Below are 21,096 nucleotides of genomic sequence, written 5' to 3' on the forward strand. Positions count from 1 at the left end.
CTCCGACGCCTTTCCTTTGCAGAGACGTCACGGATGACCGCTTCCTCATCGCACATTGCCTTTATCGAACACGAGCTGGATGGCTTTCATCAAAGCCTGGTGGTGTATCGCCAGCAGATGGGGGGTTGGTATGCGCGTGCGTTGGATTCGGTCAGCCATGCTGCGGATTTGCCGTCGTTGCTGGGGATGGATCGGGTGTTGCGGATGGGGGATTCGCAGACGACGGTCAGCATGACCGATCCAGACGTTCTGGGCAGTGTCGCAATGTGCCCGCTGGGCGGCGATCTGAAGATCGAGAGCAAATTCGAGTCGGTTTATGACGTGCCGATCGGCGATATCCCGGTTGAGGTGATCGGGCTGGATGACGGCAGTTCGACGGTCATTCTGCTGGATGAACACGGTAAAGGAACTCACTACTGCGCTGCGGGCCAGCGCTATCAGGTGCGGGTGCAAGGCGGCGTTTCGACGGAACAGGTAGACGCATTGTTTGCGTCCTACGCCGGGCTGACAGCAGACCTGGAGCAATGGCTTCGCACCCAGTGGCACGGCTTCAAGCCGCACTGGCAACAGTCGACAGCCAGTGCGATTGGCAGCGGTGTGCTGGCGGGCAGTTGGGCAGCGATCCGGGAGGTGTGGGACAGCATCAAGCTGGTGCAGGCGATTCTTGAAGACCCGTTGAACTACGTCGAACAGCTCGGTGCCGAGGCGGCCAAGTTGGCGCAACTGGCCAGCGATGCGCCCAAGGTCATGGAGCAGGCGATGCTGCTGGCGAGTGACGAAGCGGCACTGTTCCTGATGGTGCGCACGGCAATGTTGTGGCTGGACGCGCTGCCGCCGAGCGAGATCGCCGCGGGTGCGACCGGGTTTCTGGTGTCGCTGTTGATTGATCTGGTGATTGGCGTAGTGCTGACGGTTGCGTTGCCCGCGGCGGGAATTGCGTATCTGAGTTTGCGGTTGGTCAAGTACGGCTCGCGGATTCTGGCGGCGGCGGTGGGGTTTGTTAAGAGCCTGCTCGGGATTTTGACCAAGTTTATGCAGGCGGTGGACCGGTACAAGACGGTGGCGCTTCGCGGGGTGGTCGGAGGGTTGAAGCAAGGCACGATGCAGATGCGCTGGCGGGCGCGGCAGAACGCGGTGTTGAAGCAGAAAGAGCATGTGGATGATGTGCCGGCTTCGGCGAAGAACCCGGCTGGGGATGCCGCTGCTTCTTCGGATAAGACGCTGACTAACGGCTGCCCGGTGTCGATGGTGACTGGGGAGGAGTTGCTGACGCTGACGGATGGTGCGTTGGACGGGATTTTGCCGTTTGAGTGGACGCGGCTGTATCGCACCAGTGCGGTGGAAGTGGATTGTGGGTTGGGGTTTGGGTGGAGTCATTCGCTGGCGCAGCGGCTTGTTGTGACGGGCGATTCGGTGGTCTGGACGGATCATGAAAATCGCATTACTGAGTTTCCCCGGCCCTCTTCTTCTCGACCGGCGATCACTAACTCGCTGGCCGAAGCAGCGATCTACCTGGGGTCTGCGCCTGATGAACTGGTGCTGGTCCAGTCGTCGCGTTTTTATCATTTTCGCAATGGCACGCTGGCAGCGATCAGCGATGCGTATGACAACCGGCTGCGGGTTTCCCGGGATGTGCTGGGGCGGGTTGAGCGGCTGGATAACGGTGTCGGTCGGTCATTGTTCTTGCGCTACGAGCTCGGCCGAATCGTGGCGGTGGATTACCAGATCCATCGCGCCACGGGGCATGAACCTTTCGTCTGGGTGACCGAGCAGAACGTTGTTTCCTACGCCTATGACGACATTGGACGACTGGTCTCGGCGACCAATGCCGTAGGTGAAAGCGAGGGTTATCGGTACGACGAGCAGCACGTCATTCTTGAACGGCAGTTGGCCGGTGGGGCGAGTTTCTTTTGGGCGTGGGAACGGTCTGGCAAGGCGGCGCGATGTGTTCGGCATTGGGCCAGTTTTTCGCAGATGGACACGCGGTATGTCTGGGGGGATGACGGCCGCGTTGGCGTTCATAACGCTGATGGCAGCCAGGAAGTTTATGTTCACGATCAGCGTGCACGGCTGGTTCAACGCATTGATCCGGACGGTGCAGAGCATTTCAAATCCTACGATGACAAAGGCCGGCTGACGGTCGAGCAGGACCCGCTGGGGGCGGTGACGGCGTATCAGTACGACGAAGCCGGGCGCTTGGTGGCGCTGTTTCCGGGAGAGGACGAGCCGACTTCCTACGAGCATGACAACGGATTTGTAAGGGTTGTTCGGCGTGGGGAAGCGCTTTGGAAGTACGAGCGTAATGACCAGGGGGACGTTACGCGTAGGACCGATCCCGATGGACAGGTTACCGACTACAGCTACAACAAATATGGGCAGCTGATTGGGGTTTGGTATCCGGATCACAGTTGTCAGCGGCTGGTGTGGAATGAGCGGGGGCAGTTGCTTGAGGAGCAGTTGCCGAATGGCGGGATCAAGCGCTATCACTATGACGATCTTGGGCGGCAGGTTGCGCGTGAGGACGAACATGGCGCGCTCACCCAATATGAGTGGGACAGTGTTGGCCGGTTAAATCGTGTCGTATTGCCGGGCGGTGCTTTTAGGGAATACAGCTACAACCCCTACGGAAAAATCACCGCAGAACGCGATGAGCTGGGGCACGTCACCCGCTACGAATACGCCGACGGGTTGCACCTGATCAGCCGCCGTCTCAACGCGGATGGCACCCAGGTTAACTATCGCTACGACAACGTGCGGTTGCTGCTCACCGAGATCGAGAATGAAGTCGGCGAAAGCTACCGGCTTCAATACCACCCCAATGGACTGATCCAACAGGAAACCGGTTTTGACGGGCAGCGCACCGCCTACGTTTACGACCTCAACGGCAATCTGCAAGAGAAGACTGAACACGGTGATGATGGCAGTCAGCTCGTTACCCGATATGAGCGAGACCACGCCGGACGGCTCGTACGAAAAACCCTGCCCGATGGCAAAAACGTCGATTACACCTACGACCGCCAAGGCAACCTCCTCAGCGTCGACGACGCCCACTGGGCGTTAGCCTACGAATACGACGTCCAAAACCGCCTCACCGGCGAACACCAAGGCTGGGGCACCCTGCGCTACGGCTACGACGCCTGCGGCCAACTGAAAAACCTGCGCCTTCCGGACAACAACCGCCTCGTGTTCAACCACGACAAAGGCGGCCACCTTTCCACCGTCGAACTGAACGGCACGCAGCTGACATCACACCTATTCAAAGACGGCCGCGAACGCCAGCGCCAACAAGGCCAACTCCTCAGCCACTACCACCACGACGACCAAAACCGCCTGCACGCCCACACCCTCACCCAACAGCAACACACCCTCTACCAACGCCAATACGACTACGACAAAACCGGCAACCTCACCCGCCTCCTCGACACCCGCAAAGGCGAACACCTCTACCACTACGACCCCCTCGCCCGCCTGACCCGCGCCAACCACTCGCAAGACGTACAGGAACGCTTCGCCCACAACCCAGCGGGCAACCTGCTCATGCTCGACCGCCCGGGCCCCGACATCGTCGCCGGCAACCGCCTGATGATCCAGGGCGACCGCCAGTACGACTACGACGCCTTCGGCAACCTCATCCGCGAGCGGCGCGGCCGTGGGCACGCGCTGATCACCGAATACCGCTACGACTGCCAGCATCGTTTGATCCACCTGACCCAACCCAACGGCCAAACCGCGAGCTATCGCTACGACCCGTTCGGACGCCGTATCAGCAAAACCGTCGACGGCATCACCACGGAGTTTTTTTGGCAAGGCGACAAGCTGATTGCCGAGCACCACGCCGATCGCCATCGCAGCTACATCTACGAACCTGACAGTTTCCGCCCTCTGGCGTTGTTGGAAGGTTTTGGCCCCAAAGAAACAAAGCCCTTCCACTACCAACTCGACCACCTCGGCACGCCGCAGGAACTCACCGCCCCCGACGGAGAAATCGTCTGGTCCGCCCACTACCGCGCCTACGGCGAAATCGCCCGCCTCGACATCGGAAAAATCGACAACCCGCTGCGCTTCCAGGGCCAATACTTCGACCAGGAAAGCGGGCTGCACTACAACCGCCATCGCTACTACAATCCGGATGTTGGTCGTTACCTGACGCCTGATCCAGTGAAGCTGGCCGGTGGGGTCAATGGGTACCAGTACGTACCCAACCCGACAGGATGGGTTGATCCACTGGGTTTGAGCCCATGCCCAGGTGACGATGGATGTAAACCATCGCGTAATGCTAAGAGCCCAACAAAGCACGCAAAAGCTAACGATGGCGAGCCAACGCTACCCGCTCCCACCTCAAAACAAGAAAACACAGTCAGAGTACGACATTACACAAGCAGAGAAGGCTCAAAAGGCATTGAAAAAGAAGGAGTTATATTGGCTCAAGATAACAATAGAGTTTATCTTGAACCTGCGAAAAGCAAAGTACTGAGCCCGCAAGACGCACAGGACAAATATCATATCGACAAAAGCAAAGGCCGTGATTACATTGAGCTTGACGTATCTGAATCACAACTAGAAATGGTGAAAAACCCTAGATACAACACCATGGAGCTGACCGTAAAAGGAAACCTAACATTAAACAACCCTAAATTTACGAGGAGAAAGTAATGCTAGAACAAAATCAAAAAATAGCCCTCGACGGAGAGGAAGCACTTGACGCACTTAAAGAGATCGAGTTCATACTAATTTCCCTACATAAAATGGGCAGCTTTTATGCTGAAAAGCCTGGTGCTCTATAAGAGTACCGGAAAGCGACCACTGACTTCATCGACGACTTTGCCGTCACCCAGCGCTTAGCAAAGGTCCGCACGATAATTTCCAAGCAATTCGATGACTCTCTCGACGATGATGATATGGATGATATAGAAAGACACCTATCCAATTTGAAATTTTGGAAACCTGACCAGCCATTGAACAAGACAAGTCATTGCACAGAATTGCTTGAAGTTTCAAATGGAATCATTCAACAAGTAACCTGCAAACGTAACGAATTACTGGTGGTTTATACAAACCAGCAAAATGAATTTTTATTGATCACCTTTCACAACCCCGTTGCATTCAAAGGCATTAATGCGGTTGGTGCCGAAATACATGATATTTACAAAGAAACAGATCTTAACCTTTCGCAAGACGTAAAACGTGTTACGCCTATAGAAAATGGCAGAAGCTACTGTTTCAAGGCAAGTAACGACGGAGAGAGCATTTTCACAGTAGTCGCAGACGGCTACAGCGTTGAAAAAATATAACTGTACGTTCCAAACCCGCCGTACCCGCCGAGATAGCAGCATTGTCTACTGTAAAAAACACCAACCGATATCGACAAAAACAAAGGACGAACAAATGTATAACAAAGGGAACGGATTTATTTAGAGCAATTATGACTCCTCCGACCCTTAAGAACAAATGGGACGGATTTATGTATATAAGCAGGACGCCGCTAATTTTAAATAAATCCGCCCCCTTTACTCGAAGGTACTTCCAGCCGTTGGATACGCATAGAATTAAGCGCAAATACGATTCACGGCCTTCCTATTTCAGAGCAAGAATTTAGGAGATTAACAAAATGATCTCGTTAGACTTCCTACAAGGGAGGGTCACATATGATGAGCTTTCCTTACTTCAAAATCTGGGGATTGAACACCAGCTCAACGACCTGAAGGAGGATATGCTTCAAGTTGAATATCCAGACGGCTTTTTGCTTGATGTAGGCTGGTATCCTTCATTCGACATAAAGGGAAATTTTAATATAAAGATAATAAAAGACTATCAGTGGGAATCCCCCACTCTAACTCTCACTGCACATTCAATTGATACGCTAAACAAGGCACTTTTATTCGCACAACTAACGTAAGCGCTCCATAAACCCCACCGACTTCAAGATGGGTAATGCGCCTAGCTAGGCGATGCCGGCGAGCAGTTCCACGGTAACAGCGCTTCGTAATCTTCAACCGAGGTCGCCATTGGCAGCCGTTCTAATGCGTGGCGCAGCCACGCATAGGGCTCTTGGCCGTTGGCTTTAGCAGTCTCGACCAGGCTGTAAAGTTGAGCACTGGCCGTTGCGCCTTTGGGCGTATCGCTGAACAACCAGTTCTTTCTTCCGATGACGAAGGGCCTGATCGCACGCTCGGCGGGGTTGTTGTCGATCGGCAAATAGCCTTCCTCGGTGTACCGTTCGAGTTTGTTCCAGTTACTCGCCAGATAGCCGATGGCTTTGCCTAAGGCGTTCTGAGACGTAACGTGTGGCTGCGTCTTTTCCATCCAGCTTTTTAACTGAGCCAGCACTGGCAGGCTCCGATCATTCCGGCCGGTTTTACGATCGTCGTCGCCCGTATCCTTCAGATCACGCTCGACGCCATAAAGTTTATTGATCAGATTCAGTGCGATATCAGCGCGTCCTGTCTTGCCTTTCGGCTGCACTTTTTGCGCCTCAACAAACTTGCGCCTTGCGTGCGCCCAGCAGCCCAAACGTTCGACTCCAGCCTGCGCGCCCAACGCGTTATAACCGGCGTAATCATCGGTCATCACGTAGCCACGATAGCCATCGAGCAGGCGTGTCGGCACCTCCTGCGCGCGGCTGGTGGAGTAGTCAAAAAGGATCACTGGTTTATCTGGCGGGCCGCCGGTTTGCACCCACATCCAGGACTGGCTGCTTGGGTCTCGGTCAGGCTCTTTCAACACCTGTACCCGTGTTTCATCGCAGTGGATAACACGGCTGCCCAGTAGGCTATCGCGCATTAAATTCAGCAGCGGCTGGAAGTGTTCACCGCACTGGATAACCCAGCGTGCCAAGGTCTGGCGCGGGATATCGACGCCATGGCGGCCCAAGACTTTTTCGAAACGGTGAAGCGGTAGTCCATCGACGTACTTGGTGGTCAGCAACATCGCCAGAACACTTGGGCTGGCCATGCTTTTTTCAATCAGTTGAGCCGGCTTGTCAGCAGTGACCGGCGCCATCTCGCAGTCGCGGCAACCGTAAACTTTCCGAACGTGTCTGATCACACGGATCTGCATCGGAACGATTTCAAGCTGCTCGCTGACTTCTTCGCCAATAGTGTGTTTGCGGCAGCCGCAGACGCACGTCAGTTCATGCTCGGGAAGTTCGTGGATGATCTCGATGCGTGGCAGATCGGCGGGCAGTGGCTTGCGTTTGCCGCGGCGCTTGGTCGGGGCAACGACCTCTTCATCTGAGGCTTCGTCCACAGGCTCGACGACGCTTTCTACTTCATTGAAGAGGGCCAGTTGCGGCGTTGCCGCATCAGCTGTTTGCTCGGACTTACGTCCGAACAGACGCTGAAGCAGGAGGGCATTCTGTTCTTCTAGCCGAACAATCTTTCCCTTGTCCAACTGACGCTCGTCGAGCATCTGCCCAAGCATTTGCTTGAGCAGAACGGGATCATCTGGAAGATTTTCGGGCAAGGAATTCATGCCCTGGATTATACCGAATCAGGCTACGAATCGCGGCGTCAAAACTTGATGAGGACGGTTGCGCCAGAGGTCAAAGCCATCGAGCATCCAGTTGAGTTCCTGGACGGTCAGAACGATCACCTCGTCGGTGGCGTCAGGCGATGTTTTGAATCGTTCGGACTCGAGACGTTTGAGCCAAAGACAGAAGCCGTTGCGCTCCCAATATAAAATTTTCACTCGGTTGCGGGGCTTGTTGAGGAAGACGAAAAGCACGGGGTCGAATACCGCGACTTTAATGTCCAGCTCAACCAGCGCAGCCAAGCCGTCGATGGATTTTCGGAAGTCGACCGGCTTGGGGTACAGATACACTTTTTCGACTTTGGCATCGGGTCGCATCATGGCGAGCTGGCTCCTGAGGGAATCGGGAGCACAGCATCCGGGATCCGATAAGCGCTTTGAATGTGGGGTTTATGGAGCGCTTACGAATGATCCATAGCCGCCGCTCCAGATCGAACTGATCAGGTGTCGCCAAGCGCAGCTCGCCCGTGCGGACGCCGGTCAGCAACAAAAGTCGAAGACCAAACCGTGTTTGGCTCGTCCCCCGAGAACCGCGAAGTGCAGCCATCAATGCGGGTAGCTCGTCCATACGTAAAAACGGATTGTGCGCAACCGGGGGTTTGGGAAGTGCGACAACATCGAGGTCTGAAGCTGGATTCTGCTCAAGCCCCTCTACCTTTACCAGAGCATATCGGAATAATTGGTTGAACCAAGTCCGACACTTTTCGGCTGTCGTTAATGCCTTGCGCTGTTCGACCCGGCTCAGTACATCCAGCAGATCGTGGCGATTAATATCATAGATCGACCGCCCACCAAGGAATGGCAGGATATCTTTACTGAAGGTTCTTAAGATTTGCGAGAGTGTGCTCTGACGGCCTTCCTTCAGGCTCAGACTGCGGAATTCGACCCACTGATTGAACACCGCGTCGAAGGTATGCTCTGCCGCGCTACGAACAGCACGGCGTTGCTGTTTACGGTGCTCATAGGGATTGATGCCCTGGGCAACCAAGGCACGCGCTTCATCACGACGGGTACGCGCTTCTTTGAGGCTGATTTGCGGGTAACAACCTAAGGACATGCGCTTCTGCTTGCCCGTCCAGTAGTAACGGAAAAGCCAGACCTTTCCACCGCTAGCCGTAACATTGAGTGTGAGACCATCACTGTCACCGAGGGTGTAGTCATTACCGCTGATTCGGGCGTGTCGAACTGCCATTTCTGAGAGTGCCATCGCGAGCTCCTGAACAGAGTCAGGGCCAGATGCTCATCTCGATACGCAAACTGCTCCAGCAACAAACCGATTCCGTACGCGTCAGAATCCTGGACTTAATCCTGGACTTAAACGCACCGGATAGTGCTGGATTTCAGTGGTTCCCGCCGGAACGAAAAAAGGACCCGAAGGTCCTGATTTCAATCACTTACAGAATTCAGTGGAACTCTGCAGCGCAATATTTGGAGCGGGAAACGAGACTCGAACTCGCGACCCCGACCTTGGCAAGGTCGTGCTCTACCAACTGAGCTATTCCCGCGTCTTGGTGATGCGCATTCTATAGAATCCTCATCACCCGTCAACCCCTTGATTCAAAAAAGTTTTATTTCTTTTCAACGGTCGTGCGCAGATGAGGCCAGGCAGCGCGCAAATACTGCAGCATGGACCACAAGGTCAGGCCGGCGGCGATGAGCAGCAAGGCGTAGCCAACCAGGACCCAAAAGGTGAAGTCCGATGGGTTGGCCAGCAAGATGACCAGCGCGAGCATTTGCGCGGCTGTCTTCCATTTTCCCATGTTAGACACCGCGACGTGGGCGCGGGCGCCGATTTCGGCCATCCATTCGCGCAGGGCCGAGACGACGATCTCACGGCCGATGATCACGGCGGCCGGCAGGGTCAGCCACAGGTTGCCGTGTTCCTGAACCAGCAGGACCAGGGCGACGGCGACCATGAGTTTGTCGGCCACCGGGTCCAAGAACGCGCCGAACGGCGTGCTCTGCTCCAGGCGACGCGCCAGGTAGCCGTCGAGCCAGTCGGTGGCGGCCGCAAATGCGAACACCGAGCTGGAGGCCATATAGCTCCATTCATACGGCAGGTAGAACAGCAAAATGAAAATCGGGATAAGCAGGACGCGTAGAACGGTGATCAGATTAGGGATATTCATCGGCACAACTGGCTACGAGGTGAGAAGGCATTCTATTCGCTGTGCAGGTTTGCATAAATCAACTCAGCGAGTTTTTTACTGATACCGGGTGCTTTGGCTATTTCGTCAATGCTGGCACGGGATAGCTCCTGCAAGCCACCAAAATGTTTAAGCAAGTCGCGACGACGTGTCGGGCCTACGCCTGCCACCCCTTCCAGGGTTGAGGTTCGCCGGGTTTTGCCACGGCGCGCACGGTGGCCGGTAATCGCGAAACGGTGGGCTTCGTCGCGGATCTGCTGGATCAAGTGCAGCGCAGGCGAGTCGCCCTTCAAGGTGAACTCATGGGCCGCATCATTCAAGTACAACGTCTCGAACCCGGCCTTGCGTGTGGCGCCTTTGGCCACGCCGAGCAGGATCAGGTCGGGCACGGCCAGTTCGTTGAGCACGTCACGGGCCATGGATAACTGGCCCTTGCCGCCGTCTACCAGCAGGATATCGGGCAGCTTGCCCTCCCCGTCCTTCAGTTTACTGAAGCGGCGCATGAGAGCCTGGTGCATGGCGGCGTAGTCATCGCCGGCAGTGACGCCTTCGATGTTGTAACGCCGGTAATCGGATTTGATCGGACCTTCCGGCCCGAACACCACGCAGGACGCCACCGTGGCTTCGCCGCTGGAGTGGCTGATGTCATAGCATTCCAGGCGCTGCGGTGGCTCGTCCAGGTTGAGGACTTCGGCCAGAGCGTCAAAACGTGCGGCGACGTGCTGTCGATTGGCCAGGCGTGCGCCGAGGGCCTGCTCGGCGTTGGTCACGGCCAATTGCTGCCAACGCGCACGGGTACCGCGTACGCGGTGGCTAATGTCCAGCTCGCGGCCGCGCAGCTCGTGGATCGCCTCGATCAGCGTCGGGAAGTCTTCATGCACCACGTTGACGATCAACTCTGATGGCAAGTCGCGCTCTGGGCTGCTGACGTAATACTGGCCAAGAAAGGCAGCCATGACTTCGGCCACCTCCTCGTCGATACCGGTTTGCGGGAAAAAGTTCTTGCTGCCCAGTACTCGCCCGCCACGCACGCTGATCAGGTGCACACAAGCGCCACCCGGGTTAACGAAGGCGGCGATCACATCGACGTCACCGGTGCCGCCTTCCATGCTTTGCTGGTCCTGGACGCGGCGCAGCAGGGAGATCTGGTCACGCAGCTCGGCGGCACGTTCGAAATCCAAGGTGCTGGCGGCCTGCTCCATGGCGCCGGAAAGCTCATCGGTAAGCGCATTGCTGCGACCTTCGAGGAACATCACCGAGTGGCGCACATCATCGGCGTACTCCGCTGGCTCAACCAACCCGACGCAGGGCGCCTTGCAACGTTTGATCTGGTATTGCAGGCACGGTCGCGTGCGGTTCTTGTAGAAGCTGTCTTCGCACTGGCGCACAAAAAAGGTCTTTTGCAGCAGGCTCAAGCTTTCACGAATCGCACCGGCGCTGGGGTAAGGCCCGAAGTACTTGCCCTTCTGCTTCTTCGCCCCACGGTGAATGCTCAGGCGTGGGAAGTTGCCGTCGGATAAAAACACGTAAGGATAGGATTTATCGTCACGCAGCAGGATGTTGTAGGGCGGCCGCCACTCCTTGATCAGCGTCTGCTCAAGCAGCAACGCCTCGGTTTCATTGGCGGTAATGGTGGTCTCGACCTGGGCGATGCGCGCTACCAGGGCGGCAGTCTTCGGCGCGAGGCCGGTCTTGCGAAAGTAGCTCGCCAGGCGGTTTTTCAGGTTCTTGGCTTTGCCGACATACAGCAGGCGTGCCTCGCTGTCGAACATGCGGTAAACGCCGGGGCGACCACTGCACGTTGAGAGGAAGGCACTTGGATCGAACGGTGTGGTCATGTCAGGCGCTGGCGTCCACCATGCCGTGGCGCACCGCGAGCAAGGTCAATTCAACATCACTGCTGATGGCGAGCTTCTCGAAAATGCGATAGCGGTAGGTGTTGACGGTCTTGGGCGACAGGCACAGCTTGTCGGAGATGCTCTGCACCTTCTGGCAACCGACAATCATCAAGGCGATCTGGATTTCCCGCTCCGACAGCGCATCAAACGGCGAATCGCTGGTGGGCTGGAAGGACTTGATGGCCAACTGCTGGGCAATCTGCGGGCTGATATAACGCTGGCCGGCAAATACCAGGCGAATCGCCTGGACCATTTCGGCCAGGCCCGCACCCTTGGTCAGGTAGCCGGCCGCACCCGCCTGCAAAAGACGTGTAGGAAACGGGTCTTCCTCGCACACGGTGACCACCACGACTTTGATGTCCGGATGGCTGCGCAACAATTTGGTAGTGGCACCAAGACCTCCTATCCCGGGCATCTTGACGTCCATCAACACCACATCGGGTTTCAACTCCCGGGCCTTGATCAGAGACTCCTCCCCCGACTCAGCCTGGCCGACTACTTGCAGGCCATCGATGTCAGCCAGCATTCGTGTAATGCCTGTACGAACGAGATCATGGTCATCGACTACTAGCACCCTAATCAAGCAGACACCTCGCGATTTGGTCTTATAGGTTGCTGAACACCTTAGCAAAAAACCAAGGCGCAGACCTAGCTGGAAGCGTCATATATATAGAGTTTCAACGCGCTGCGCCTGTTCGGCGAATGACGAAAAGGCGCTGTTTCCTGGGTAAAGGGTCAAGAATCCTGGGGCTGCAGCTTGATTTTCCCATTCGATAAATAGGAATGCTCCGCCAGGGTGGCCGTCAAGCGGCGAATCGCATCCTGGTCTTCCTTAAACATCGCGCGGTAATCACCCAGTACTTTTTCTTCAATCTGGCTCAGGTTCTCCAATTGAAGCGGTGTTGAATTACCAGTCAGCACGTAGAGGATATCCACACCTCTTGCGGCGACACGAGACAGGTAATCTGCTTTAGGTGCACGACCTCCGTTTTCATATTTACCTTGGGCGTTGGCTTCGACGCCGCCTATTTCACCAAATACTTTCTGCGACAAGCCTAGTCGCTCTCTTTCTTGCCTTAAGCGCGAACCGATTCCACTCATTTGGATGTATGATCCTTTATGCCCCACCCCAAGAGGTGACACCCTCATCTCTTTTACACAAACTTGAACGGTTTTTAACTATGCCCGGTATCCGCACTGCTGCACAAGCCAAGGCTTGGTTAGACCATCAAGGAAAGTCAGTTCAAGCGTTCGCGCGCGAGCACGGTGTCGACCCGGCTACCACCTATCAAGTGCTCGCTGGGCGTAAAAAGGGACGGCGTGGGGAAGCCCATAAGGTGGCGGTCCTCCTGGGCATGAAAGAAGGGATTATCCTGGACGAAACTGAAGCCCAGCACAGCGGTAGAGAAGTTGTTTCCTGAAGGCAGTATGCGCTTATTAGAGATCAGTGCCTGTTTTAGACTGCGGTCTGACAAAGGCGCTCCATTTGCCAGAAGCACGCTTCATCGCTGACGATACTCAGCCCCTGCCGCAGATAGAGTTGCCTGGCGGGATTGGTCTTGAACACAGTCAGCCGCAGCAGCCTCAAGCCCAGTGCTCGCGCCTTGAAGACCATCTGCTCCAATACCCAACTGCCCGCCCCTTGGCCGCGACATGCCTCGATTACGTGCAACTCGCGAATGAATAGCGCTTCGTCGTCCCGGCTCACGCTGATAAAACCTATGACTGCCTCGTCGCGGCAGATCAACCAGCTTTTGCGCCCCGCCCAGGCGGTGTCGAAACCATCATTGGACCAAATGAAACCGTAGTACTCGTAGTAGCAATTCATCGCTTCACGTGTGAGCGTGCGCGCAAACAGCCGGTCCTGGTCTGTCGCTGCGCGCAGTTGAAATGTCATTCTTTCATCCTCTCCAATTCAGATCTCCACCTGCCGTCCGGTCCAGCGCCCACCCTCTCGATGTGCAATCACCAGTGCCTCGCCAATGCCCGACGCCGCAGCAATCAAGCCGTTCGTATCCCAAATGGCGCTCTGCCCCGCGCAGGTCCACCCGCCAGTGGGTCCACCATGGTTGGCCATCAGTACTATCATCCGGTGTTCAGCGGCGTACGCCTGGAGCAACGCGGTATCGGCGGCATAGCCACCCTCGCTGATCAGCACGCAGGCGGCATAAATATTTGCGCCAGATTCTGCCGCATTACGTGGGTGGCTGGAGTGGGAGAAGTCCGCGCACACTGCCAGTGCAATCCGATCATCTCCCCACTCAAGCGCTTCACCGCCCTGCCCCGCTATAAACGCCGCCTCTTCGCCAGGGTGAAGATGCTGCTTGGTGTAAACAGCAAGAGAGCCATCCGCCCCCAGCACCAGCGCGCCAATCAACACACCCACCTCAGGCGCCAGGCGGACCGGCATCCCCACCACCGCCGTCAAACGCAACTCCCGCGCCATCTCACGCAGCGGCGACAGTACAGCGTCCTCTGGAGCTATCGCCAACTCGGCGGCCAACGCAGGCTCATACCCCGTCAACGACAGCTCCGGAAACACCAGCAATTGCACGCCTTGCTCCGCGGCCGCACGCATAAACGTCAGGTGCCGTTGGATATTGGCCGGCACATCGCCCGCAATGGAAAGGGTTTGAGCAGCAGCAAGGGTCAAGGCAGTCATGGTCGCGTCCCAGCAAACATTTCGAATGTGTCATTAGCATATCGGCACTCACCCCATAGCCGTAAGTACCCCCACACAATAGAAATTACTTATTGAATCCACCCGTGCGCGTCTAGTAAGCTCCCCCCATCATTTGGAGACATACCATGTTGCAACTCACCCACACTCAGGTTTGCCCTGCTGCCAGCGCCTCGCGCTCGGTGTCGGCTACCCGCGTGAACGGTTCGAGCGCACTGGTCAGCTTTTATTTTGGGTATTGGTTTAGCCACTGGCGCGCCTGATACCTGAAATCGGCGCCCACTGCTCAAGGGGTCGCCTACCAGAGAAATCTAACCCCCGGTCGGCTCCCCGATCGGGGGTTTTGTTTTTTCAGGTCTCCATAAAATTTTTTGCTTGATCAAGAACACTTAAAGGAATCACGACATGAACTACGCCACCTATTACCGCTACGACACTTGCACTGCATGGCGATTTAGCCAGCTCCGCTCGGGACAGCCTGCCGCCTCCGATCGGTCACCTATTGGTGGCAAGCCAACACACGTAGCCGATACGGCCAATTGTCGAACACCCCAGTAGGGCCGAGCGTGCGGGAACAGCCCGCCGCTTGCCCAGGAAGCCTTGAATATGAACTCCTCCGTCGCCGCTCTGCCCATCTCTGCCCTGAAGAACGCCCTGACCAGCGCCAATGAAGCCCTGACCCAGCGCCTGCCCAGCTCGCTTGAGCTCAAGCACCAGTTGCCGCTCAGCCCGTTCCTCCATGAACAGATCCACGCCCATCGCCAAGCCGTGCGCGCCATCCTCAATGGCGAAGATTCACGCTTGCTGGTGATTGTCGGCCCGTGCTCGATCCACGACCCCGAATCGGCCATGGAATACGCGCGCAATCTGAAGAAGCTGGCCCTGGAAGTCAGCGACCAGATGCTGCTGGTGATCCGCGCCTACGTCGAAAAACCGCGCACCACCATCGGTTGGAAAGGGCTGGCCTACGATCCGCACCTGGATGGCAGCGATGACATGGCCGCCGGCCTGAGCCTGTCCCGCGAGCTGATGCGCGAAATGCTGCGCCTGGGCCTGCCGGTCGCCACCGAGCTTCTGCAACCCATGGCCGCCGGTTACTTCGATGACCTGCTCAGCTGGGTGGCGATTGGCGCGCGCACCACCGAATCGCAGATCCACCGCGAAATGGCAAGTGGCCTGGGCATGCCCGTGGGCTTCAAGAACGGTACCGATGGCGGCGTCGCGATTGCCTGTGACGCGATGCGCTCGGCGTCCCACCCGCACCGCCACTTCGGCGTCGACAGCCAGGGCCATCCGGCGATCATCCAGACCCCGGGCAACCCCGACACCCACCTGGTGCTGCGCGGCGGTCACCGAGGGCCGAACTACGATGCGCAGAGCGTGGCGCAGATCAAGCACGATCTGGCCAAGTCCAAGGTCGCGCCGCGGATCATGGTCGATTGCAGCCATGCCAACAGCGGCAAGGACCCGCTGCGTCAGCCGGCGGTGTTCAACGATGTGCTCGAACAGCGCTTGCAGGGCGACACGTCGTTGATCGGCATGATGCTCGAAAGCCACCTGTTCGAAGGCTGCCAGCCGTTGAGCATGTCGATGAAATACGGTGTGTCGGTGACCGACGGTTGCCTGGGCTGGGACGCCACCGAGCAGTTGTTGCGCAGTGCCGCCGAGCATTTGCGCGCTTAGGGGCAACCGATCAAGGCGCTGCTACAGCGGGTACAGCGCCTCGTCAGACGGTACAAGACACCGGCCATTCGTGATTTTCGGTAAAGAGTCCTTTTCGGATTCGACGGTTTTTCCGAAGGAACGACGGGCGGATACTCGACTCCATTGTTCACACCCGCTCAGGAGTTACTGATGTCTATCCCTACACAAAACGTACCCGCCTTCGGCCTCGGCACTTTCCGCCTGCAAGGCCAGGTGGTGATCGATTCCGTCAGCACCGGCCTGGAGCTGGGCTACCGCGTCATCGACACCGCACAGATCTATGAAAACGAAGCCGACGTCGGCCAGGCGATTGCCGACAGCGGCGTGCCGCGTGACGAGCTGTTTATCACCAGCAAGATCTGGATTGCCAACTTCGCCGAAGGCCAGCTGATTCCGAGCCTCAAGGAGAGCCTGCGCAAGCTCAAGACCGACTACCTGGACCTGACCCTGATCCACTGGCCATCGCCGGAAGACCAGGTGCCCGTCGCCGAATTCATGGGCCAGTTGCTCGAAGCCAAGCGCCTGGGCCTGACGCGCCAGATCGGTATTTCCAACTTCACGATTGACCTGATGAAGCAGGCGATTGCCGCCGTCGGCGCCGAGAACATCGCCACCAACCAGATCGAACTCCACCCCTACCTGCAAAACCAGAAGGTCGTGGATTTCGCCACGGCCAACGGTATCCAGATCACTTCGTACATGACCCTGGCCTACGGCGAAGTACTGAAAGACCCGGTGATCCAGCAGATCGCCGAGCGCCATCAGGCCACCCCCGCACAAGTGACACTGGCCTGGGCCATGCAACTGGGTTATGCGGTGATCCCCTCGTCGACCAAACGCGCCAACCTGGAAAGCAACCTCAAGGCCCTGCAACTGACCTTGAGCGATGCCGACATGGCGCAGATTGCCGGCCTGGAGCGCGGCCACCGCTTGACCAGCCCCAAGGGCATTGCGCCGAAGTGGGACTAAACCCCGCCCGCACGTGCGCGGGATAACTCCCGCAGCCACGGCAATACCCGCAGGCCCATCGTGGCCTCGGGCGGGTCGATGATGTCCATGAAGTGTTCGAGGTTGACGTTGTCCGGCACCCCCGGCAGCCGCACCAGCACCGCCGGTGTTGCGCCGACGGGTGCACCCAGGTCCAGATGGTCGTAGACCAGCACATGCCGCACCTGGGCTTGCGGCCCACTGGCATGGGCAGCCAAACCCGCATTGATGATCAGCACATCAAAGGGTTCGGCCGGGATGGCCGTAAGAATTTGTACTTCTTCAAAGGTTTGCACCGGCACGATCCGGTGATACCCCAACTGGTTGAGCATCTTTTCGATGTACAGCCGTTGCAGGTGCTGTTCATCGGCAATCAGGACAGTCAGTGCTTTGTTCGGCATGGCAAACCCCTGGGCAGGCAGTGCTCGTCATTGAGCGTCGCCCATTTTCCAGACATATCCCGAAGACAAAATCAGGCATGTTCCCACTTCGCGTAGGAGTTATCCCAAAACCACTGAATGGCCATCAACGGCGGTCAAGGCTGATTGCAATAAACGCTCAGGCATCGATGCAAATCATCGATCGCTTCGCCGACAGCCTCCGCCGCATTATCCAGGGCATCACGGTCCTGTTTCTCACACACCGCCTCCAACGCTTCACAGCAGGTGATCAGTGCCTGTGCCTTGACCATCCGCGCCCCACCCTTGGCACGGTGTGCGAGGTCATGCAGCCTGGCAAAGTCAGCCTGGCGTTGCAGTGACGGCAACAGTGCGCGATCGGTTTCCAGGCTTTCGAGCAGTGGCATCAACAGCTCTTTGAGGGCCGCGTGATCGTCACCGGTCAGGGCGACCAGTGCGCCCAAATCAAACGTCGGCTCGGTCTGCGGCGGGGGAAAACTGGCCATGCGCGAGGCCAATGCCAAGCGCAAGTCGTCCAGCCCGGTGGGCTTGAACAGGCAACCGTCCATGCCAGCCTGCCGGCAGCGTTCAACTTCTTCCGGCTGCGCGTTAGCAGTAAAACCGAGTAGCAAACACGGGACCAGGCCTCGCTCACGTTCGTGTGCACGAATGTCCCGCGCCAAGGCATAGCCGTCCTTGTGGGGCATGTTGCAATCGGTGATCACCCCATCAAAGTGACCGGTTTGCCACAGCGCAAGCCCTTGGATGCCGTCTTCGGCGGTGGTGATGCGGTGCCCCAGAAAGCTCAATTGCCGAGCCAGCAGAAGGCGGTTGGCCGGATAGTCATCCACCACCAGGATGCTCAAGGCATACGCCGGGGGAAGATGCGCGACAGTTGCCGCCACCTGCGCAGGCACCGCAGCCGTCATGGTCAGTACCAGGCTCACATCCAAACGCGTGCCCTGCCCCAGCACGCTGGTCAAGTGCAATTGACCGTCCATCATTTCGCACAGGTTGCGGCTGATCACCAACCCCAGGCCGGAGCCACTGCGCGCCGACTGCTCGCTGTTGCTGCCCTGGATAAACGGGTTGAACAGGCGCTGCTGGTCTTCGGCACTGATGCCGATGCCGGTGTCCTGCACCCACAACCTGAGCATCAGTTGATCACCCGACACACTGCCCTTCGCGCCGAGCTGCACCTGGCCTCTGGCGGTGAACTTGATGGCATTGCTCAGCAGGTTGGACACCACCTGCTTGAAGCGCAGCGGGTCGATCAGCACCGGGCGGTCCAGCAGCGGATCAAGCTCCACCTGCAGCGCCAGGCCCTTGGCCCGCGCCAGCCCTTCGAACACCCGCGCCACCGACGCCAGCAGCTCATGCAGATTGGCCGGCTCCTGGACCAGAGACAGGTGGCCGGACTCGATCCGGGCGATATCGAGAATATCGCCGATCAGCTCCAGCATGCCGCGCGACGCCACCGAGGCCACCTCCAGCGCATCGCGGTCGGCTCGGCCCTGCTCGGCGCTTTTCAGGGCCAACTCGATCATGCCGATGATTGCATTCATCGGCGTGCGGATCTCGTGGCTCATGGTCGCCAGGAACGTGGTCTTGGCGCGGTTGGCAGCGTCGGCGTCGTCCTTGGCTTCCTGCAATTGGCCCAACAAATGCTGGCGCTCGCTCACGTCCACCCAGCCGGCAATCATGCCCACGACCTTTTCGTCGCCGTCGCGGTACGGCAGCATCCACTGGTAAATGGTCAGCACCGCCCCAGTGGGCACCCTGAGGATACGGTCTTGAATCTGCGGCTCGCCCCGAGCCATCAACCGCAGGTAATCGTCATGAAACGACTGGGATTGTGGCGGGTTGCCCGTGTCGGTTTCCACCACCGTCCTGCCGATCACGTCTTCCAGCTTGAAGCCGAACACGTCGAGATAGGCGTTGTTACACGCCATCAACCGCCCTTGACGATCACGGACGTAGATCGGGTGGGGCGTGCCGTCGATCAACACGCTCATAAAGCGCATCTGATCGCTCAAGGCGCGCTCGGCCTGGACCCGTTTGCGAATCAGGTTGCGCAGGTACATGGCCCAGCCCAGGGTAATCAGCAGCAACATGGCGGCCAGCCCGAACCCCTGGATGATCGCGTTGCGATGGCGCAACCAGTAACTGTCTTCGATGATCACTTCGCTGCGCCAGTGGTTGGTCAGTTCGTCCATTTCTTCGGGCGTAATGCTCAACAACGCCTTGTCCAGGATCGAGTACAACTCCAGCTGGCTGCGGTTGACACCGAAAGTGATGCGGGCCGGCTCGCTACCGACGGTGCTGGTCATGCGCAGGCGGTCACGGTAATGGCGGGCGATCATGTAGCGCGCGCTGATCAGCGACAACACCATCGCATCGGCGCCGCCATTGGCCACCATCGCCATGGCTTGTTCAGGGTTCTCGGCGTCGACAATTTCGATGCGCGGAAAGTCGCGGGCAATACGTCCGCCCAGGGTATTGCCGCCGACAAAGGCCAGGCGCTTGCCGGACATGTCCTCCAGGGTGATCGGGCCTTTGTCGTCAATACGACTGACCAGCACATAGGGATTGCTCAGGTACGGCCGGGTAAAGCGGATTTTCTCGGCACGTTCATGACTGGGGGTGATGACCGCGATCATGTCCACGCTGCCAGCGCCGGCTTCGTCGATTTGGCGAGGCAGTGAACTGCCCTTCTCCACATCGAATTTCAGGCCGGTGCGCAAGCTGATCCGCGAAAGCACCTCGGCACTCAACCCTTCAAACTGCCCCTGCTCGTTGAAAAACGACAGCGGAAAAAACTTGTCGAGCACCGCCACTTTCACCCGCGGATGTTTCTCCAGCCAACGTTGCTCACTCTGACTCAGGCTCAGCCGGTCGACCTCCAGAAAACCGCTGCTGCCGGCACTCCAGCGCCGCAGGATGTCCATCTGCGTATTGACGGGGACGGCCGCCAACGCCGCATTGAGGATGCCCAGCAGTTGGTCATTGCCCCGGGTGACGGCAAACGCGAACGGGTTGGCTTCCAGGGCGGAATAATCTGCAAGGCGCACGTTGTTGAGGTGGTTTTTATTGATCAGGTAGCCCGTACTGATGGCATCGCCCAGGTACACATCCGCCTGATAGAACGCCACCGCGCTAAGAGCCTCGAAGGTCGAGGCATACAGCATCAACTGTGCATCGGGGTAAAACTTCTGCACGGCTTCGGGCTGCATGTAGTGGTACAGCATCGCCACGCGTTTGCCGGCTAGGTCGGCGCTCAAGGCCTGGCTGTCTCCGGTGCGTGTGACCAGGGTCGGTTGATCATTGGCGTAGGAGCGCGACAGCTCCAATTGCGGGTCTACCGCTTCATAGCCGTTGGCTGAACCGAGGAAATCCACCTCACCCTGCTTGAGCGCTTCGATCACTTCATCACGGGTGTCGTAACGCCGAACATCGACCGTGACATTCAGCGCCTGGGCCACCAACGCCGCGTAATCGGCGGTGATGCCTTCAAGTTCGTCATTATTGTTGCTCAGGTCGAACGGCGCGTAATCGGGGGCGGACACCCCCATCGACAACGTGCGCCGCTCGCGCAGCCAGCGCCAGTCGGTTTCGTCCAGCAACACATTGGGGCTTTCGAGACGGGAGTGCCCCAACAGATGCAGCTCGTTCGACTCATCAAGGGCCACCGCCAGGGTGGGCAACAGGCCCACCAACAGAAAGGCGGCGAGCCTTGAAAACGCGACGACGGTCAT

At 57.7% G+C, this 21,096-nt stretch carries 16 protein-coding genes, 1 tRNA gene and 1 pseudogene; 6 read left to right on the forward strand and 12 right to left on the reverse strand.

From position 1 onward, the window contains the following. Positions 1 to 33 precede the first annotated feature (33 nt). The 3 genes from ACR52_RS22290 to ACR52_RS22300 all read left to right on the forward strand — a co-directional run bounded on the left by ACR52_RS22290 (position 34) and on the right by ACR52_RS22300 (position 5,896). Positions 34 to 4,653 carry an RHS repeat-associated core domain-containing protein gene (locus ACR52_RS22290; RefSeq protein WP_048729539.1) on the forward strand — a complete coding sequence of 1,540 codons (4,620 nt, stop codon included), beginning with the start codon at positions 34 to 36 and terminating at the stop codon, positions 4,651 to 4,653. A gap of 245 nt (positions 4,654 to 4,898) precedes the next feature. Further along, positions 4,899 to 5,291: a hypothetical protein gene (locus ACR52_RS31000; RefSeq protein WP_236692179.1), complete on the forward strand. Its 393-nt coding sequence runs from the start codon at positions 4,899 to 4,901 to the stop codon at positions 5,289 to 5,291. A gap of 317 nt (positions 5,292 to 5,608) precedes the next feature. Next, on the forward strand, positions 5,609 to 5,896 hold the full coding sequence (locus ACR52_RS22300) for a hypothetical protein (protein WP_048729540.1): 288 nt from the start codon (positions 5,609 to 5,611) through the stop codon (positions 5,894 to 5,896). 41 nt (positions 5,897 to 5,937) lie between these two features. Here ACR52_RS22300 and tnpC read toward each other — a convergent pair whose 3' ends face one another. The 8 genes and pseudogenes from tnpC to ACR52_RS22340 form a co-directional block, all read right to left on the reverse strand. Continuing rightward, a complete protein-coding gene (gene tnpC, locus ACR52_RS22305) occupies positions 5,938 to 7,470 on the reverse strand; it encodes an IS66 family transposase (protein ID WP_048729541.1) in 1,533 nt (510 codons plus the stop codon). Positions 7,471 to 7,488: 18 nt separating this feature from the next. After that, positions 7,489 to 7,848, reverse strand: a complete 360-nt coding sequence (gene tnpB / locus ACR52_RS22310; protein WP_048729542.1) for an IS66 family insertion sequence element accessory protein TnpB — start codon at positions 7,846 to 7,848, stop codon at positions 7,489 to 7,491. Positions 7,849 to 7,933: 85 nt separating this feature from the next. Then, a pseudogene (locus ACR52_RS29680) lies at positions 7,934 to 8,734 on the reverse strand (tyrosine-type recombinase/integrase); the annotation flags it as partial. Between the two features lie 222 nt (positions 8,735 to 8,956). Beyond that, positions 8,957 to 9,032: transfer RNA gene (locus tag ACR52_RS22320), tRNA-Gly, on the reverse strand. Between the two features lie 63 nt (positions 9,033 to 9,095). Further along, a complete protein-coding gene (gene pgsA, locus ACR52_RS22325; protein ID WP_048729546.1) occupies positions 9,096 to 9,656 on the reverse strand; it encodes a CDP-diacylglycerol--glycerol-3-phosphate 3-phosphatidyltransferase in 561 nt (186 codons plus the stop codon). A gap of 32 nt (positions 9,657 to 9,688) precedes the next feature. Next, positions 9,689 to 11,512 (reverse strand): excinuclease ABC subunit UvrC, encoded by a 1,824-nt coding sequence (gene uvrC / locus ACR52_RS22330; protein WP_048729548.1) that lies wholly within the window; start codon positions 11,510 to 11,512, stop codon positions 9,689 to 9,691. Between the two features lies 1 nt (position 11,513). Further along, positions 11,514 to 12,155: a response regulator transcription factor GacA gene (gene gacA, locus ACR52_RS22335; protein WP_017530522.1), complete on the reverse strand. Its 642-nt coding sequence runs from the start codon at positions 12,153 to 12,155 to the stop codon at positions 11,514 to 11,516. A 152-nt stretch (positions 12,156 to 12,307) separates the two neighbouring features. Continuing rightward, entirely contained in the window at positions 12,308 to 12,673 is a 366-nt protein-coding gene (locus tag ACR52_RS22340; RefSeq protein ID WP_048729553.1) for a helix-turn-helix domain-containing protein, read from the reverse strand. A gap of 80 nt (positions 12,674 to 12,753) precedes the next feature. On the opposite strand from ACR52_RS22340, the gene ACR52_RS22345 reads away from it, so the two are divergent. After that, positions 12,754 to 12,993 (forward strand): DNA-binding protein, encoded by a 240-nt coding sequence (locus tag ACR52_RS22345; RefSeq protein ID WP_048729555.1) that lies wholly within the window; start codon positions 12,754 to 12,756, stop codon positions 12,991 to 12,993. A 35-nt stretch (positions 12,994 to 13,028) separates the two neighbouring features. Here ACR52_RS22345 and ACR52_RS22350 read toward each other — a convergent pair whose 3' ends face one another. Beyond that, the gene (locus tag ACR52_RS22350; protein WP_048729557.1) at positions 13,029 to 13,469 is read right to left on the reverse strand and encodes a GNAT family N-acetyltransferase; all 441 of its coding nucleotides are present in this window, start codon (positions 13,467 to 13,469) and stop codon (positions 13,029 to 13,031) included. An 18-nt stretch (positions 13,470 to 13,487) separates the two neighbouring features. Then, positions 13,488 to 14,234 carry a carbon-nitrogen hydrolase family protein gene (locus tag ACR52_RS22355; protein WP_048729559.1) on the reverse strand — a complete coding sequence of 249 codons (747 nt, stop codon included), beginning with the start codon at positions 14,232 to 14,234 and terminating at the stop codon, positions 13,488 to 13,490. 624 nt (positions 14,235 to 14,858) lie between these two features. Between ACR52_RS22355 and ACR52_RS22360 the strand changes: the two genes are divergently transcribed. Then, positions 14,859 to 15,935: a 3-deoxy-7-phosphoheptulonate synthase gene (locus tag ACR52_RS22360; RefSeq protein WP_048729561.1), complete on the forward strand. Its 1,077-nt coding sequence runs from the start codon at positions 14,859 to 14,861 to the stop codon at positions 15,933 to 15,935. 171 nt (positions 15,936 to 16,106) lie between these two features. After that, entirely contained in the window at positions 16,107 to 16,925 is an 819-nt protein-coding gene (gene dkgB / locus ACR52_RS22365) for a 2,5-didehydrogluconate reductase DkgB (protein WP_048729563.1), read from the forward strand. On the opposite strand, the gene ACR52_RS22370 is transcribed toward dkgB, so the two are convergent. Beyond that, on the reverse strand, positions 16,922 to 17,344 hold the full coding sequence (locus ACR52_RS22370; protein ID WP_048729565.1) for an ANTAR domain-containing protein: 423 nt from the start codon (positions 17,342 to 17,344) through the stop codon (positions 16,922 to 16,924). The two genes, dkgB and ACR52_RS22370, sit on opposite strands and share 4 nt — an antisense overlap. 134 nt (positions 17,345 to 17,478) lie before the next feature. Beyond that, complete coding sequence (locus ACR52_RS22375; protein ID WP_048729567.1) at positions 17,479 to 21,096, reverse strand: transporter substrate-binding domain-containing protein; 3,618 nt, start codon at positions 21,094 to 21,096, stop codon at positions 17,479 to 17,481.

Source organism: Pseudomonas fildesensis, assembly GCF_001050345.1.
GTDB lineage: Bacteria > Pseudomonadota > Gammaproteobacteria > Pseudomonadales > Pseudomonadaceae > Aquipseudomonas > Aquipseudomonas fildesensis.